Here is a 15723-nt window from a genome sequence, read left to right on the forward strand (position 1 = left end):
ATCATGGCTATTCTGGAAACACTAAGAGTGCCTGCCGACATAAAAGATTTGGGACTGAATGAGTTAGAATCTTTAGCAACAGAAATACGGCAATTTCTGATATCCAATATCAGCAAAACCGGTGGTCATATAGGTGCCAATCTGGGCGTAATTGAGCTGACTATCGCCCTGCATCACGCCTTCGATATTCGCCCCCTCGAAGACAAAGACTGTGACGCGATTCTGTTTGATGTGGGCCATCAGGGCTATACCCATAAACTGCTTACCGGCAGAATGTCATCCTTCGCCAGCCTCAACCAGATAGGCGGCATGTCGCGCTTTGTCTCCCACCATGAAAGCGACTTTGACCTGATGGAAGCCTCTCATGCAGGCACGGCAATTCCCATTGCCTGCGGTCTGGCGTATAGCAAGATGAAACAGAGACAGGGAGGCAGCATCATTGCCTTTATTGGTGACGGCTCCATGGTAGAAGGCATGGCCTTTGAGGGACTGAATTTTTCGGCCGAATACCCGTTACCACTCTACATTGTCATCAATGATAACGGCATGAGTATTCCTCCTAATCTGGGAGCACTGCATAAACTGTTTTCGGCACCAGATTGGCAACAACGAAGCCGCGCTTGGTTTGAAGGTATGGGATTTGGCTACGTCGCCATTGACGACGGCCATAACCTATCCAAGCTTTTACAAGGCATGGATGAAGCCAAGCAAAAAGGGACTATGGCAAGTCATTCCACTCCAGTAGTTATCCATGTAAAGACAAAGAAAGGACGTGGACTGGCGCTGGCAGATAACCACCCCTATAAACTGCATTTCTCTATGCCCTTTGATCCAGAAACCGGCGCCGGCGTTGCGGCAACCCTCACAGGCAAAACATTCCAGGGGATAGTGGGCGACACACTGATGAAAAAGATGGCTGCCGATGACAGCCTCTATGCTCTAACACCAGCCACCCCTTATGCCTCAGGTGTCGAGGCCTTGATGAAAGCCTTTCCCGATCGTGCCATTGATGTCGGTATGGCGGAACAGCATGCTGTCGGCATGGCTGCCGGTTTAGCCATGGCCGGCAACAAAGTCTTCATGTGTTTCCAATCCACCTTTATGCAAAGAGCATGGGACCAACTGTTCCATGACCTGTGTTTTCCGCAGCACCCTGTGACTGTAGTCAGTGCTCGCTCGGGTTTTGCCGGATTTGATGGCCCTACCCACCACGGCATCTATGATTTCGGCCTGCTACGCAGCCTGCCTGACGTGAAAATCTTCTATGCCGGCACAGGCCGAGATCTGGAAGCTATCATAAACGCCAGAGCTCAGCATGCTGAAGGCCCCATGATAGTGCTGCACCCCTACGAAACCGTGCCAGATAATGAATCCGATTACCTGCCGACCGATCTAACTCCCCTGGACGAAGTGGAGGTGATCTGCCAAGGCAAGGATGGTCTGATCATTGCCGTAGCCAACCAACTACAAACGGCCATGGCCCTCAGGGACAAGCTGGCTAATGAGCAGCAGCTGCAATTCCAGGTAGTCAACCTGCGTTGGTTGAAACCCCTGCCACTGCCCAGTCTGCTACCGCTGCTAAGGCAACACGGCAAAGTCATCAACCTTGAAGAAGGGCAAAAGGACAACGGTATTGGCGTTGCCATCAACCAGCTCATCAGAGATCAGCGCCTCAATTGCGACCTTTTGGTCAATGCGCTGGAGCAAGGCATATTGCCTGCCGGCGACAAACTGTCACTGGCAAAAATGACCCAAATAGACGCCGATAGTGTCTACCGGCAAATCCTGGCCAGATGGAATATTGCACTATGACCCAACCAGCAAAGGCCCTGTTGGTGCTAGGTGCTGGTTCTGATCAGCTATTCATGATCCAAACGGCACAGCGTATGGGCTATGTCACTGTAGCCGTGGATGCCAATCCCGATGCACCCGGACTCCAGATAGCCGATTATTCACAGCCCATCGACTTTTCAAATGTTGATCGGGTAATCCGCTACTGTGAACAATTACTGTCAGACGGGGTTAATCTGACAGGTGTATCCACCATGGGCAGCGATATCCCTCACTTGGTGGCCGCTATTGCCAAGCACTTTGGCTGGCCAGGTCCCAGTCAACAAACAGGCCTCTGGGCATCCCACAAGTTCGCCATGAAACAACGCTTTGAACAGATGGGGATCCCAGTTCCCAGCTATGCCCTGATCGACAGCGAAGCTGCCATCTTGGCACTCTGGCAACAGTGGGGCTGTGACAAACTGATCATTAAACCGACAGACAGGGCTGGCTCTCGCGGGGTGAGGATCATTCAAGATGCTGCAGAGGTGGCATCAGCGTTGGCTCATGCCAGGTCCTTCTCGCTCAATGGTGAAATTCTGCTGGAAGAGTTTATCGATGGGCCACAGATAAGCACTGAAAGTATTATCGACGGCGATCAGACTGCAACGCCCGGTTTTGCCGATAGAGCCTATGAAGGTATGGAGTGCTTTTGGCCAAATATCATGGAAAACGGCGGATGGTTGCCCAGTCGTCAATCCGCTGAAGCACAAGCTCAGATATCAGCCTTGGCGGAACGGGCTGCCAGGGCCCTTGGAATTGACTCCGGCGTAGCCAAGGGAGACATAGTTGTCTGCCCCCGCCGTGGCCCCATGGTAATAGAAATGGCAGCTCGCCTCAGTGGCGGGGATTTTTCCGCCAGCTTGGTTCCGCTATCATGCGGCATAAACTATGTTGAGACTGTCATCGATATTGCATTGAGTAATTCAGTAAGCCTTAAAGAACTGACCCCAAAACATCAGCTTTGGGTTGCTAACCGTTATTTCTTTCTCCCTCAAGGCCAGTTGCAGGCAGTTGAAGGACTGGAGTGGCTCAAAGGACAAGCATTCTGTAACAAACTGGAGTTCTACCCTCAAATAGGCTCTCAACTACCGGAAATACTATCCCATGCCAATCGCAGCGGCGTTTTTGTATTGACGGCCCCATCACAGGAAGTGCTGGAACAACAGATAGAAGCGGCTTACAGCCGTACCCGGTTTAAAGTCAACGGTTATTGGTATTCTGGACGCCCGACTTCCATGCAAGAACATCCATTATCGATTCAACTCCAGGACTGAAAAGGGATATCCCATGACCTCTGCACATTACGGCCACAAAATAGACGCTAAAGAGGGCTACGACATCATAGAGTGTGAAGTCTGTGGTTTTACCCATGTGTCACCACTACCCTCTTTCGAAGAACTGGATAAGTTCTACAAGGAAGCCTTTTATGTTACCGAAAGACCTACTCATTTCGTTCAAAAACAACAAGATGAACCTTGGCTTAATCTGCAATATGCCGACAGATACGACACCTTTGAGCAACATCTTCCTATAGGTCGCAGAAATCTATTGGATGTGGGCGCCGGCGCCGGTTATTTCCTAAAATACGGTCAAAACAGGGGCTGGGCAGTAAAAGGCATTGAGCCTTCTCCGCAGGCCGTTACCTATGCTCAGAGTATGGGAGTTGACCAAGCAGTCGGTTACCTGACCCGGGACACAGCCCACCAACTGGGAACCTTTGACGTTATACATGCCAGCTTGGTACTGGAACATGTGCCCAACCCCATTGAACTTATTCAAATCATGTACGGCATGTTGGCCGAGGGTGGGATAATCTGCATTACCACCCCCAATGATTACAACCCGTTTCAACAAACCCTAAGGGAAATAGACAATTATCAACCTTGGTGGGTTTGCCCGGATCATCATCTGAACTATTTCACTCCGAGTAGCCTTCAAGGCTTACTGGAAAAGCAGGGGTTTAGTATCATACAAAAAGAAACCAGTTTTCCTTTGGATATGTTTCTGCTTATGGGTGATAACTATGTCGGCAACAATACCTTGGGGCGAGAGTGTCATCATAAGAGGGTCAGATTTGAGACTAAGCTTGCCGCGGCCGGGAAAAACGATTTGAAACGCCGCCTCTATCAAGCCTTGGCTGAACTGGATCTCGGTAGAGAGATCTGTATCTACGCTCAAAAATAATCAAGACAACATCAATATCCAGTCATTATCGGGCCACAAGATGCCAGTCAACTGCAAACTATACACGGTTTTTCACCTCAACCTGGCGTTTTCCTCCGTTGAAACAGAGCAGCACTCTGAGGTGGTAAAACGCTGCTACTGGCCATTGTTGCAATTGGCTGAGCGGGGCATACCTGTTGGTCTTGAGCTAACTGCTTATACTCTCGAGTGTATCAACGCGGTAGACCCGGCCTGGGTCATTCGCTTCAAAGAACTGTTGGAGCAACAAAAATGCGAGCTGGTTGCCAGTGGCGACAGCCAAATCATTGGGCCGCTGATCCCGGCCGAGGTCAACTGTGCCAACCTGAGGCTGGGTCAAGAGGCTTATCAGCGCCTGTTGGGCATAAGCCCCAGACTCGCCTATCTCAATGAACAAGCGGTTTCAGCCGGCTTGCTTGATATCTACATAGATGAAGGCTTCGAAGCCGTGGTGGTGGAGTGGGACAATCCCTTTTCCCATAACCCAGAGTGGCAACGAGAGCGATTAATGCGGCCGCAATCTTTGAAGAGCGCCAGCGGCCGACAGATCAAGGTCATCTGGAACCATGCCATCGCCTTTCAAAAATTCCAGCGCTATGTTCACGGCGAGCTAACTCTGGAAGATTATCTGCAATATCTGCGCAAGGTATTGAACCCCGGCACTGTGGCATTTCCGGTTTATGGCAGCGACGCCGAGGTATTTGACTTCCGTCCCGGGCGCTACCATACCGAAGCCGAGCCAATAAGCGGCGAATGGCAGCGCATAGCGCAGTTGTTCATGGCCCTCAATGACCTGGACGGTTACCAGTGGAACCTTCCCTCCAAGCTGCTGCAACATTGGCAAGGCATAGCGCCTCTGGCACTCACCAATGCCCAGCACCCGGTTTCGGTCAAAAAACAGGCCAAATACAACATTACCCGTTGGGGGCTGAGTGGCCGCAATGATCTCCATCTCAATAGCCTTTGTTACCAAAGGCTGGCCGAGCTTAAGGCGCAGCCCAATACAGACGATGAGAGTTGGCGGAACTTGTGCCGCCTCTGGGCCAGCGATCTCAGGACCCACCTGACCCAAGCGCGCTACGAGGCGCTGGCATTAACCAAGATGGCTTCGCCCGCGCCAACATTTGCGCCCTGGCAAGCCCGCGAAGATATCTGCATTCATTATGATGAGGCCAGGCGTAGGCTGGAGGTGCAAACCCCGGACATCAGGCTGAGACTCAACGGCAACCGCGGTCTGGCGATTGATTCGCTGGCCTTTGCCAGCCATGACTTTGAAGCGGTTGTCGGTACCCTATCACACGGCTACTTCGACCATATCAGCTATGGCGTCGATTTTTACAGCAATCATCTCCTGCTGGAGCGTTTTCGCGACCGCGACAGAGTGGCCGATCTCAACCGGGTGGAATACCAGTTGGGGGAGCAAGACGGCTGCCTGATCATCTATTGCCGCCAAGCGCTCAAGAGCGGCGCGATATTAAAATGGTATCGGCTCGAAGGTGAGCGCCTCTTTAGCGGCTTTCATTTCGAAGAGAGCTGCCGCCCGGAAGCCTCGGTACGCTTGGGCTTTATGACCCTACTCGATTGTGAGCAGCGGGCCTGGTATCAAACTCGCCTCGGTGGCCACAGGGATGAATATTTCCAGATAACCAGTGACATGGATCAGGGCGCGCCAATCTCCTCGATAGTCTCCTCATCCAGCGCCTTGGGGGCAACCTCGGGCTCCATCTGTTTTGGCACCCGGGCAAGAGGCATTCGCATTGACTGGAACCCTGCGCTTTGTGCCGCCTTGCCGATGATTTCCAGCAAAAAAATCGATGAACAATATCTGAATCGGCTGTGGTTTTCGCTGGCTGAGGCCGATGAAACCCTCAAACCCGGCGGGCAACTGTTGAGCCTTGAGCTGTGCATCAGTCCAGTTAGCCAAACCTCTCCCCCTTCGGCAACAGAAACACCCAAAACAGAGGAACAGTCGCTATGACCAAGACACTTGCCATTGTCGGGGCCAGGCTCAACTCCAGTCGTCTGGCGGGAAAACACTTATTGCCACTGGCCGGCGACCCCATGATTAGCCATATTTGGCGCAGACTGATGCAATGCCAAGAAGTAAATGACTGTGAACTGGCCACAACCGCAGATGACTTTAACCGCCCACTGCAAGATTGGGCTGCTGAACATAGCGTCGAATGTCATCCCTATGAAGGCGATGTCAACGACCTGATGGCAAGGCTTGATTGCATAATCCAAAGGCAAGATCCGGATTATATTCTCTACGTCTGCGGTGATTGTCCACTGATAGATCCCGGCTTTATCGACCATGGGCTGAAAGCGCTCAAGGCATCGGGGAAAGACAGCATTGAACTGAACCCAGGCGTTGTTTCTATGCATGAAGGCATGGCCTTCTATAGCCGCCGAGGCTGGGACAAATTGATGTCGGTCAGTCAATGTGCCATGTCCAGAGAACACGTAGGCTATGGGGATAAGTTAACCCCGATACTCGAACGTTTGAGCATTCCCGACAGCGGCGACTATTCAAAAGTCCACCAGCGAATCTCTGTCGATACCCAGGCCGATTACCGCTTCATGACTGAGGTCTACCGCCGCTGGTACGCCGAGCATCCTGCAGACTCTATCGTTAGCCTCGCCTGGGTTCAGGAGCAACTGCTCAGTGACCCGGCCTTGAGTGCCATCAACGCCCATGTGCAGCAAAAAGCCGCCGATCGTCAATACGCCAAGGCCTGTATCTATTGTCACTTGGGAGCGGAGATCGGCCTGGGACACTTCAAGCGCGCCGAGTTAATCGCCGATGCCTTGCAGGAGTATCTGGCCATAGGTGCCCAAGTTCATGCGCTCTACGAAGGCTCGACACCTAACTCACTCGCCCAGACATCATCAGCAAAAGTCACTTGGTATCAAACAGAAGCGGAATGGCTTACTGCGTTGAAGGCCGATGCCAGCCCGCTGATCATACTAGATCTCCACCCGGATTTTATCGCTCTACCTGCCATCAAGCAGGCGCTGCAAAACCTAAGACACAAGGGATGCAAACTTGTCGGCATAGACAAACTGGCGCCGCTGTTACCTGAGTTGGATTGGCTGTTCATTCCCAGCTTCAATACCTCACTGCAACATCCCAAGGTATCTTCCGGCTGGCAAAACTACCTGTTCAGTCCCCTTCCCCAAAGGCCGAAGAAGCCTCAAATTTTGGTATTGACCGGCGGCAGCGATGCCCTGGGGTATGGCCAAGCGTTGCCTGGGTTACTGAGTCAACTGCATACCGATTGGCCGATAGTCTGGATCCAGGGGCCATTGGCACCGAGGCCACTATTGCCCGCCGGGTGTAATATCCAAGTGCTTAAAAATCCGGAAAATCTCAAGCAATGGATTGCCGAATCCGAAGTGGTGCTGAGCTGTTATGGCTTGTCGCTGTTTGAATCCATCTATGCAAGGGCGGCGACTTTGCTGCTGCCGCCAAGGCATCTGTGCGATGACGCCGAGCTGGCACTGTTGGAGAAAACGCAATCTTGCCTTATCAGCGACTCGCTCTCTGATGCCATTCACAAACTGGAACTGTTGCTCAGTGATGCCAAAGTGCGCGAAAATTTGCAAACAGAGGCCGCCAGGGTCTTTGCCAACCATGGCGGCATCAAGCAGTTGATGGCTGAAATCAGTTCGCTGCTAAAATAGCGACAAAGCTAGTGGCAAAAATAGTCGCAAAGAGTAAAGCAAACGGCAGCACGACAGTCTGACAATCTGACAGTCCCAAGCTGACATTTTCGAGTTTACATTCAGTAGCTTAAGACGCCGCCCTGGTATTTAAGCTGGAGGTCAACTCATCAAGCACCTTTTGCTGAGCGGTTTCATCCAGGGTCGGATAAAGAGGCAGAGTCAATATCTCCTGATAAAACTGCTCTGCAGCCGGGAAATCGCCTTCTTTGAAGCCAAGAGAGAGGTAATAGGGTTGTAAGTGCACCGGAAAATAATGTACGTGCACCTGCACGCCCCGCTCTCGCATGGTATCGAACACCTCCCGGCGCCGCCCGGCCTCCTTGAGGCGTATCATATAAAGATGACGAGCACTCACGCTACCTAGTAAAGGCTCCACACTCACAACCGGCAACTTTGCCAGCGCTTGGCTGTAATAAGTAGCCAGTAGGTTGCGCTTGCAGACAAATTCATCCAAGCGCTGGAGTTGTGAAAGCCCCAGCGCCGCCTGCAGATCTGTCATACGGTAATTGAAGCCCAGGGTATGCTGCTCGTAGTACCAGTCGCCTTCGTCTGGACGCAATAGGGTATTGGGCTCTCGACTGATCCCATGACTGCGAAAAAGTGCCATCTTATCGGCCAATAACTGACTCTTGGTCAGTGCCATTCCGCCTTCGGCGCTGGTAATTACCTTGACTGGATGAAAGCTGAAAACCGTGATGTCCGAAAACTCACAGCTACCAAGCTTATTCCCCTGATAACAACCACCGATACCATGGGAGGCATCTTCGATGATCTTGAATCCATACGCTTTACCCAGCTCGGCGATGGCCGCCATATCACAGCTGTGACCACAAAGATGAACCGGAATAACCACCTTGGGTAGAGTACCTTCTCGTTTAGCCTGCTCCAGCTTGGCCTTTAACGCCTCAGGGCACATGTTCCCGGATTCGGGATTGACATCGACAAAGTCCACTTCAGCGCCACAGTACAAGGCACAATTGGCAGAAGCCACGAAGGTAATGGGGGATGTCCACACTCTGTCGCCAGGCCCGACATCGAGTGCCAGGCAAGCAATATGCAAAGCCGACGTGGCACTATTTACCGCAACGGCGAATTTGCCACCAGTATAGTCACACAACGCCTGTTCAAACGCCGGCACCTTGGGGCCCTGAGTCAACCAGTCGGATTGCAAAACTTCAACGACAGCGTCAATATCGTCCCGGCTGATATCCTGTTTGCCATATGGGATCATACATCGGCATCCAGTTTGACTATCTCATCCCCACCGAGGAAATGAGGGTTGGTTCCCGAGTTATATTCAAATCCCATTGCTACCGGCTGGCCCTTTTCTCCCAAGGCATTGGTACAAAAGTCGGTTTCCCGGCCGAAGAAACGGATACTCGGCGTGATAACAAAGTGATCATCAAACTCCAGGGTATGATGTGAGTCATCGGCAGGGCACATGATTTCGTGCATTTTCTCGCCGGGACGAATACCTATAATCTCATGCTCCAAGTGCGGAGCATAAGCCTTGGCCAGATCGGTAATACGCACTGAGGGAATTTTGGGCACAAAAATCTCTCCGCCCTGCATCCGCGCAAAGTTCTTCAGCACAAAATCCACCCCTTGCTGCAGGGTGATCCAAAAGCGGGTCATCTCCGGATGGGTTATCGGCAAGGACTCAGCGCCATCGGCAATCAACTTCTTGAAAAAAGGCACCACAGAGCCCCGGGACCCCACCACATTGCCATAACGTACCGCCGCAAAACGAGTCTTACCGCTGCCGACTATGTTATTGGCAGCAATAAACAGCTTATCGGAGGCCAATTTGGTGGCACCATAGAGGTTGATTGGGCTGGCCGCCTTATCGGTCGATAGCGCGATCACTTTCTTCACTTTATTGCTGATCGCTGCCTTAATTACGTTCTCGGCACCGTGAATATTGGTCTTGATACATTCCATAGGATTATATTCAGCAGCCGGCACCTGTTTCATCGCCGCAGCGTGGATAACATAGTCCACATCCTGCATCGCCTGCATCAAGCGATCACTATCGCGCACATCGCCGATAAAGTATCGCATGCAGGGATCATTGAACTGTTGCTGCATCTCGAACTGCTTGAGCTCATCACGGGAAAAGATAATTAATCGCTTGGGTTTGTAGCGAGCCAGCAGAGTTCTGGTGTATTTCTGTCCGAAGGAACCTGTCCCACCAGTAATAAGTATTGTTTGGTTGTTGAACATATATTATCCAGCCCTCTGCTTTACGCTGACGATAAACCTGAATGGCTTTACGTCATCCTCTTATCCCGGTCAATATACAAAATCTGAGCCAAACCAGGCTATTAACCAACAACTTAAAGTATGCACAGTATAGGTTTCATTGTATAACAAAAACTTAGGAGACAAAGTCAAAAGCCGATTTTCAATACAGAGATCACTTCACCTCTTTGAAAACTGGCACATATCTTGAGATTATGGACTCAAGCACAGTAAAACGTCAGACAATTGGCGTCCAAGCCATCAGGGGCCCAGATGCAAAGCACTCCATCAGCCATGCTCAATACCTTTGCCGTTAGCCGTTTCAACGAAACCTACCTGCCTGCGATCAACCGGCAGATGTTTGAACAATTCGACTCGGCAAGCCAATATCGCAATAAATTCGCCAAACAACTAAGCGCTGAAGACACCCTTTACATCTTCACCGGTATGGATTCTGGCTTGTTGGCCAACTATATACTGTCTATGGAGCTTCCAGCCGGAAGCCGCTTTATCTTCGTCGAACTGCCAGAAGTGTTGAGCCTACTCAATATTGACCTCCCTGATTCACTCAAAAGTAAGTTATGGATCACCACAGAAGCCGAATTGCCCGAGATACTCAAACAAGCCGGTAATGATATTTGTATCGCCAAAGGCCAATACCGCCATTACCACTCTATGGCCGCAGCAGCCGAGACGCTTCCCGAGTATATTTTGTTAAAAAGTGCTATTGCGCAGGCATTGGATCACGAACGCTTCAATCAGGGTGTCAACTACAACCAGAAAGAGTTTGTGCAGCGACAACTGGAAAACATCTGCGATAATCACTCCCCGGCTGAGGTACTGCGAGGGCAATTTGAAGGGGAAACCGCCATTATAGTCGCAGGTGGTCCTTCAATGGATCAACAGCTTGATTGGCTCAAGGCCAATCAACAGAGAATGACCATATTCGCGGTTTCCCGCATCGCCGCCAAGCTCATCTCTCACGGGATAAAACCTGACATAGTCGTGACTGTGGATCCACAGGCATTCAGTTTTGATGTCAGCAAAGAGATGATGCAATACCCCGAAGATTTTCTCTTGGTTCACTCCTACCACGCCCACCCTTGGATAGTGGGCCAATGGGCCGGAAAAAACCTCTATCTGGGTGACCGCTTCCCATGGCAAACCCATCACTGCAATATCATCACTCAAGGCCCAACTGTCACCAACAGCGCCCTGTTATTGGCAATAGAGATGGGTTTTAGCCAAATTCTGTTTACCGGCATGGATCTGTGTTTCTCAAGGCAAGGCGTTTCTCACGCATCCGGTACTCTGGAAGCCAAACGAGGCCCCAATATTGGCGGCATTTGTGAATGGGTAGAAACCTACAGCGGCTATCTGGCAGAGACCCCTCTTCAGTTACTCCATGCCAGGCAGGCGATTGAAGATGAAATCGCCGCCCATCCCCAGCATGAATATATAAACCTTTCCGAGGACGCCGCCAGAATAGCGGGCATTGGCTTTTGCTCTCGCGAGAACATAAAACTACCACAGAGCAAAAAACCATTGTCAGAGCGGATTTCAAGCTCAGACTTGAAACAAGTAAATAAGAAAGCCGATCTGCAACTTTGTTTTCAACAACTCGAACAGGCAAAGCAAAAGTTGACCCGAATTGAAAACCTTACCCAAAAGGCATTCAAAGCCTGTCAGGCTGAAATCAATTCAAAAGCCCCTTCGAACAAACTGTTAAAGCAACTGCAGACCACCGAAGCCAAACTCAACAAAGACTTCAGTGACATGGCTCAACTGATCAAATTTTATGGCTATCGGGAATTTTCAGCATTTCTAACCGCTCGCAGCAGCGACGAGTGGACTCAAACCCAAATGCAGCAGATGAACCTGGACTACTACCAGGCTTATTGTGTCATCGCCAAGCACTTGGGCGGGCTTGTTGACAACGCCTTAATCCGGGTGAAATCCCGCCAAGAAGAACTCAGCCCGGATGCCAAACTCGAGTCACTGGCCAAGCAGTGGCAGCAGGATAACACCCCAGGCAGAGTGCATATTTGGCGACGAAGCCATCAAATACGGCCTAAGGAGCAAACTCTGGCCGATGAACTCGAGAAGAACTTCCACGGGATGTTGACTACTGCACGCCAAGTTTATCGCAAGGTCCTTGCCGCCAGAAATACTCAAGACAAGGTGTTTGACAAAATAATGTTGCTCAAGAGCCAGCAGCATCGCCACGGTCTGCAACAAATGACACTGTATTTGGAGTCCGTACTGCCGGAAAAACCCGAGCTCAAACGCCTCTATTGGCTGGCCAAGGCCAATTTGGAGGTGCTTAAACAAGCCCCGGAACAAGCACTGCATGCACTGCAACAGATAGATCATCAACAAACAACCGAAACCGAGCTCAGAATGATTTCAGTGCTGGCGCTGCAGCTCAACCTGCTGCCTCTGGCCGAAACCACTCTGGCGGAATTAAGCCACTTGAATGACAGTTTTCTGCCGCAATATGCCCACGTTTTACGTCTCAGTGGTAAAGGGCAACAGGCACTGGAAACCTATCTGGATTATCTAGGTAAATATCCGCAGGATCTGCAGGTATGGCTGAAGTTAGCGCAGTTCATGCAGGCAGTGCAGCAGGATGAAGCCGCAGTCACGGCGTTTCATAAAGTACTGGAGCTTGACCCGGATAATCTCAGCGCCAAGCAGGGATTAACTGAACTGCAAAACAGAAACTAAACGCCAAAGGCCGTTTCCTGCGGCCTTTCTTTTCCCCTTTCGCCACCGTTATAATGCCCCGGCAAATAAGCGCAGTTCCGGAGAACAAAACTTGAATCACAGCTATATTCCACTCGATCAGTATCGCCGCAAATGGATCTTCAACCATAAGGATCTACCGGTCAGTGACCAGGACAAGGCGGCCATATTGCCGCTGGATCAGAAGAGTGCCATGGAAGTGTGGAATCGCTGGATAAGCAATAAGAGCAGCTGCGCCGAGGATTTTACCAAGGGCGACTGGGCCAGCCGCAGTTCCACCTGGCATCAAACGGAATACTGGCAAAGCCATTGGGACAGTGAAGACAACAGCCTGCCGGAACCTCTGGCCGAATTCATCGACTGGCCGGCGGATGCCCCTGTATATTTCTGTTATGAAAAGTATCAGGTGATCCAAACATGCTGGGAAGTCTTCGCCCGGAACTGGAAATGCTTTCTGTTTTTCGACGATGGTCCCTTACTGATAAGCCCCAAACACAAGCAAGCCGTCTGGTTCAGTCAGGATGGCAACTTCAAAATGGGCCTACGCGGATAGTTTTGACAAGCGTTCAATCAACAATAAAACCCTTGTCAGTTCATTAAGATACAAGCGACCAAGAGAGCAAAATGAAAAAAATAGCCTTAACCGCCCTGCTGTTGGGATTGTCTCTATCCACCACAATCAATGCCCGCGAAATTGCCGGTGAAAATATCCCGGAAACCCTCAGCATTCAGGCAGCAACCCCGCTTGAGCTCAATGGTGCCGGGGTACGCAGCAAATTCTTTATGGATCTCTACATAGGCGGGCTCTATCTGCCTGCTAAGGCGACTACCACAGCCGATGTATTGGAGCAGCCACAGGCAGCAGTCAGCTTAAAGATAGTCTCGGGTCTTATCACCGCAGATAAGATGCGCTCGGCGATTACTGAAGGTTTCGATGACGCAACAGGCGGTAAAACTGAGGCCATACAGGCCGATATCGACCGTTTTATGAGCCTGTTTCAGGAAGAGATCAAAGAAGGCGATACCTTTCTCCTGTATACCAGCCAGGAAAATGGTGTCAGTGCCTATAAGAACGGTGAATTGCAGGACACCATCGCCGGAGAAAACTTTCGCCGCGCGCTGCTGAACATTTGGCTTGGCGATGAACCGGCCCAGAGCAGCCTGAAAAAAGCGATGCTGGCTAACTGAGCCTCTGAATGAATTTCCCGGGCCAATAGCTTAGCGAATGACCCGGTTTAATCGATGAAACTTGCCCGCTCCTGCGGGCAAGTCAATCAAAAACTATAGCTGAGATGGACAGCGCCAGCCAGATAGTTATCCAACTCTCGCTTGATCTCCGGCTCGCTCAACTCAAGCTCGGGGTTGATGAAGTAACCCACATAGGCGTTGAGATTGAACCCTTGTCCCAGCCGCCAGCCCAAACGGGCGAAGCTGCTGATTTCCGTCAGCTCCAGTGTCTGTTCGTTTTCCCCCACCAAAATCCGCTCAGTCCGATGAGATGACCCCAACCCCAGCTCCATCTCAGGCGAAATCCGATAACTGAACTCTATCCCGGCCGGACCGGTAAAACCTGCCTGAAATGGGTTGCCCACCCGCCATCTGTCACTGAGTTGCCAATCGATAAGCAAGTAAGGAACAGTTCTTACCTCACTGATATCATTGAGATAAGCAACCCCAAAACCCAACATGTTACCCGAATCAAACCTGTGAACCGCGCCGGCGATGACACCATAGCTTCTGGCATCAGAAGAGGAAACCTCATCACTGTAAGCATACTGCAACTGAGGCGCCAGCATCAGACTCCAATGCCGGTTCAGGGTATATCTCAGGCTGACAGAAGCCGAGTAACGCTGGGCCGAGTCAAACTGACTGGCAGCAAAAGCCATATCACTGGCGCCATTGGTTGGCAAAGCAGAGAAATCCCAATCCAGTTTGTCATAGCCAAGGCTGACACCCAGACCCCAACGTTCATCCAGTTGCCAATCTCCGCGCGCGCCCAGAAGATAGCTGCGGCGTCCCAGCTCTCCGCCACCGTCAATATCCGTATCGGCATTTTCAATGGCCGCCAGGCTCAGGGTATAGCGGGAGGTTGGAGCCTCTGCGGCCAACAATCCGGTGCTGGCACTGATAGCGCCCAGTAAGATAAATGCGGCCGTTTTTTTCATTTCATGTCCTTTTGCCGTTCAGAGAAAAGCCCAATTATAACAGTACGCTATTCCAACCTATGCGCTTTGAGAAACAATCCCGCCGTTTCAATGCAATAATCCCTGTGTTGCGCCTCGAGTTGCCCTGTATCCAGCCCCAACTCTTTTCTGAGCCGCAGCTCACCAAACAACATTAGGCTCAGCCTCACCGCGGCCTGACGCTTGTTGCCGAAGTGATACCCGCCATGACGCTCAACCTGGGTAAAGAAATCCACCAACAGACCCAACATGTACTCGGGTCCGGCATCGAAATAAAGCTGCGCCGGTTCTGGATGAGTATCCACCTGGGAAACACAGGCGCGATAAACCGTAATGGCATCCTCACTGACGATCAGCTCGCCGAAATACTCAGCAAACACCGCCAGCGCCTGCTCCGGCCGGGCAGCGTCGGCCAACAGCACTTCAGCAATCTGGCGAACCACGCACTTGGATTCAATGGCCGCCACAAACAGCTCATCCTTACAACCAAAATGAGCGTAAACCGTTTGCTTCGACACCCCGGCGGTTTTAGCCACTTCATCCATGCTGGTATTGGGAAACCCTTGAGCGCAGAAGAGCTCGATTGCGGCTTCCAGTATCTGAGCCCTCTTCTGTTCACTACGACTTAATTGCTGAGTATTCATATCGTTATAACTAGTACCTAATTCGGCAACGCCTTGGAATGCATTAGACCACAAAATAGACTAGACAGTCCAGTTCCATCAAACTAGACTAGTAAGTCCAGTTTAACCTATCAATAACAATTATCAGTCAAAGCAGGGAGAGGACGTTG

The 15723-nt window shown here is 51.1% G+C and carries 12 protein-coding genes; 8 read left to right on the forward strand and 4 right to left on the reverse strand.

The window, feature by feature from the left end; genetic code table 11:
- Positions 1–3 precede the first annotated feature (3 nt).
- Genes HCX89_RS02725 through HCX89_RS02745 form a run of 5 tightly spaced genes read left to right on the forward strand, consistent with a single transcriptional unit; the run spans position 4 to position 7719 of the window.
- On the forward strand, positions 4–1812 hold the full coding sequence (locus HCX89_RS02725) for a 1-deoxy-D-xylulose-5-phosphate synthase (RefSeq protein WP_167714968.1): 1809 nt from the start codon (positions 4–6) through the stop codon (positions 1810–1812).
- Positions 1809–3107, forward strand: a complete 1299-nt coding sequence (locus tag HCX89_RS02730; protein ID WP_167714971.1) for an ATP-grasp domain-containing protein — start codon at positions 1809–1811, stop codon at positions 3105–3107. The genes HCX89_RS02725 and HCX89_RS02730 overlap by 4 nt, the downstream gene beginning before the upstream one ends.
- 13 nt (positions 3108–3120) lie before the next feature.
- The gene (locus HCX89_RS02735; protein ID WP_167714973.1) at positions 3121–4017 is read left to right on the forward strand and encodes a bifunctional 2-polyprenyl-6-hydroxyphenol methylase/3-demethylubiquinol 3-O-methyltransferase UbiG; all 897 of its coding nucleotides are present in this window, start codon (positions 3121–3123) and stop codon (positions 4015–4017) included.
- Between the two features lie 40 nt (positions 4018–4057).
- The gene (locus tag HCX89_RS02740; protein ID WP_167714975.1) at positions 4058–6013 is read left to right on the forward strand and encodes a glycoside hydrolase; all 1956 of its coding nucleotides are present in this window, start codon (positions 4058–4060) and stop codon (positions 6011–6013) included.
- A complete protein-coding gene (locus tag HCX89_RS02745) occupies positions 6010–7719 on the forward strand; it encodes an NTP transferase domain-containing protein (RefSeq protein WP_167714977.1) in 1710 nt (569 codons plus the stop codon). Before HCX89_RS02740 ends, HCX89_RS02745 begins: the two co-directional genes overlap by 4 nt.
- A 109-nt stretch (positions 7720–7828) precedes the next feature.
- On the opposite strand, the gene pseC is transcribed toward HCX89_RS02745, so the two are convergent.
- Both pseC and pseB read right to left on the reverse strand, forming a co-directional pair.
- On the reverse strand, positions 7829–8992 hold the full coding sequence (pseC, locus tag HCX89_RS02750) for a UDP-4-amino-4,6-dideoxy-N-acetyl-beta-L-altrosamine transaminase (RefSeq protein ID WP_167714979.1): 1164 nt from the start codon (positions 8990–8992) through the stop codon (positions 7829–7831).
- Positions 8989–9984, reverse strand: coding sequence for a UDP-N-acetylglucosamine 4,6-dehydratase (inverting) (pseB, locus tag HCX89_RS02755; protein WP_109248431.1), 996 nt, complete (start codon positions 9982–9984; stop codon positions 8989–8991). Before pseB ends, pseC begins: the two co-directional genes overlap by 4 nt.
- A gap of 291 nt (positions 9985–10275) precedes the next feature.
- Between pseB and HCX89_RS02760 the strand changes: the two genes are divergently transcribed.
- The 3 genes from HCX89_RS02760 (at position 10276) to HCX89_RS02770 (ending at position 13935) form a co-directional block, all read left to right on the forward strand.
- A complete protein-coding gene (locus HCX89_RS02760; RefSeq protein ID WP_167714981.1) occupies positions 10276–12729 on the forward strand; it encodes a 6-hydroxymethylpterin diphosphokinase MptE-like protein in 2454 nt (817 codons plus the stop codon).
- 91 nt (positions 12730–12820) lie between these two features.
- Positions 12821–13300, forward strand: a complete 480-nt coding sequence (locus HCX89_RS02765; protein WP_045282504.1) for a DUF2947 domain-containing protein — start codon at positions 12821–12823, stop codon at positions 13298–13300.
- 71 nt (positions 13301–13371) lie between these two features.
- Positions 13372–13935: a chalcone isomerase family protein gene (locus HCX89_RS02770; RefSeq protein ID WP_167714983.1), complete on the forward strand. Its 564-nt coding sequence runs from the start codon at positions 13372–13374 to the stop codon at positions 13933–13935.
- An 86-nt stretch (positions 13936–14021) separates the two neighbouring features.
- Here the strand turns inward: HCX89_RS02770 and HCX89_RS02775 are convergent, their stop codons facing one another.
- A complete protein-coding gene (locus tag HCX89_RS02775) occupies positions 14022–14912 on the reverse strand; it encodes a DUF6268 family outer membrane beta-barrel protein (RefSeq protein WP_167714985.1) in 891 nt (296 codons plus the stop codon).
- 47 nt (positions 14913–14959) lie between these two features.
- Positions 14960–15574 (reverse strand): TetR/AcrR family transcriptional regulator, encoded by a 615-nt coding sequence (locus HCX89_RS02780; RefSeq protein WP_025009386.1) that lies wholly within the window; start codon positions 15572–15574, stop codon positions 14960–14962.
- Positions 15575–15723 lie beyond the last annotated feature (149 nt).

The sequence above is a fragment of the Shewanella sp. Iso12 genome (assembly GCF_012030025.1).
In the GTDB taxonomy this organism is placed as follows: domain Bacteria; phylum Pseudomonadota; class Gammaproteobacteria; order Enterobacterales; family Shewanellaceae; genus Shewanella; species Shewanella algae.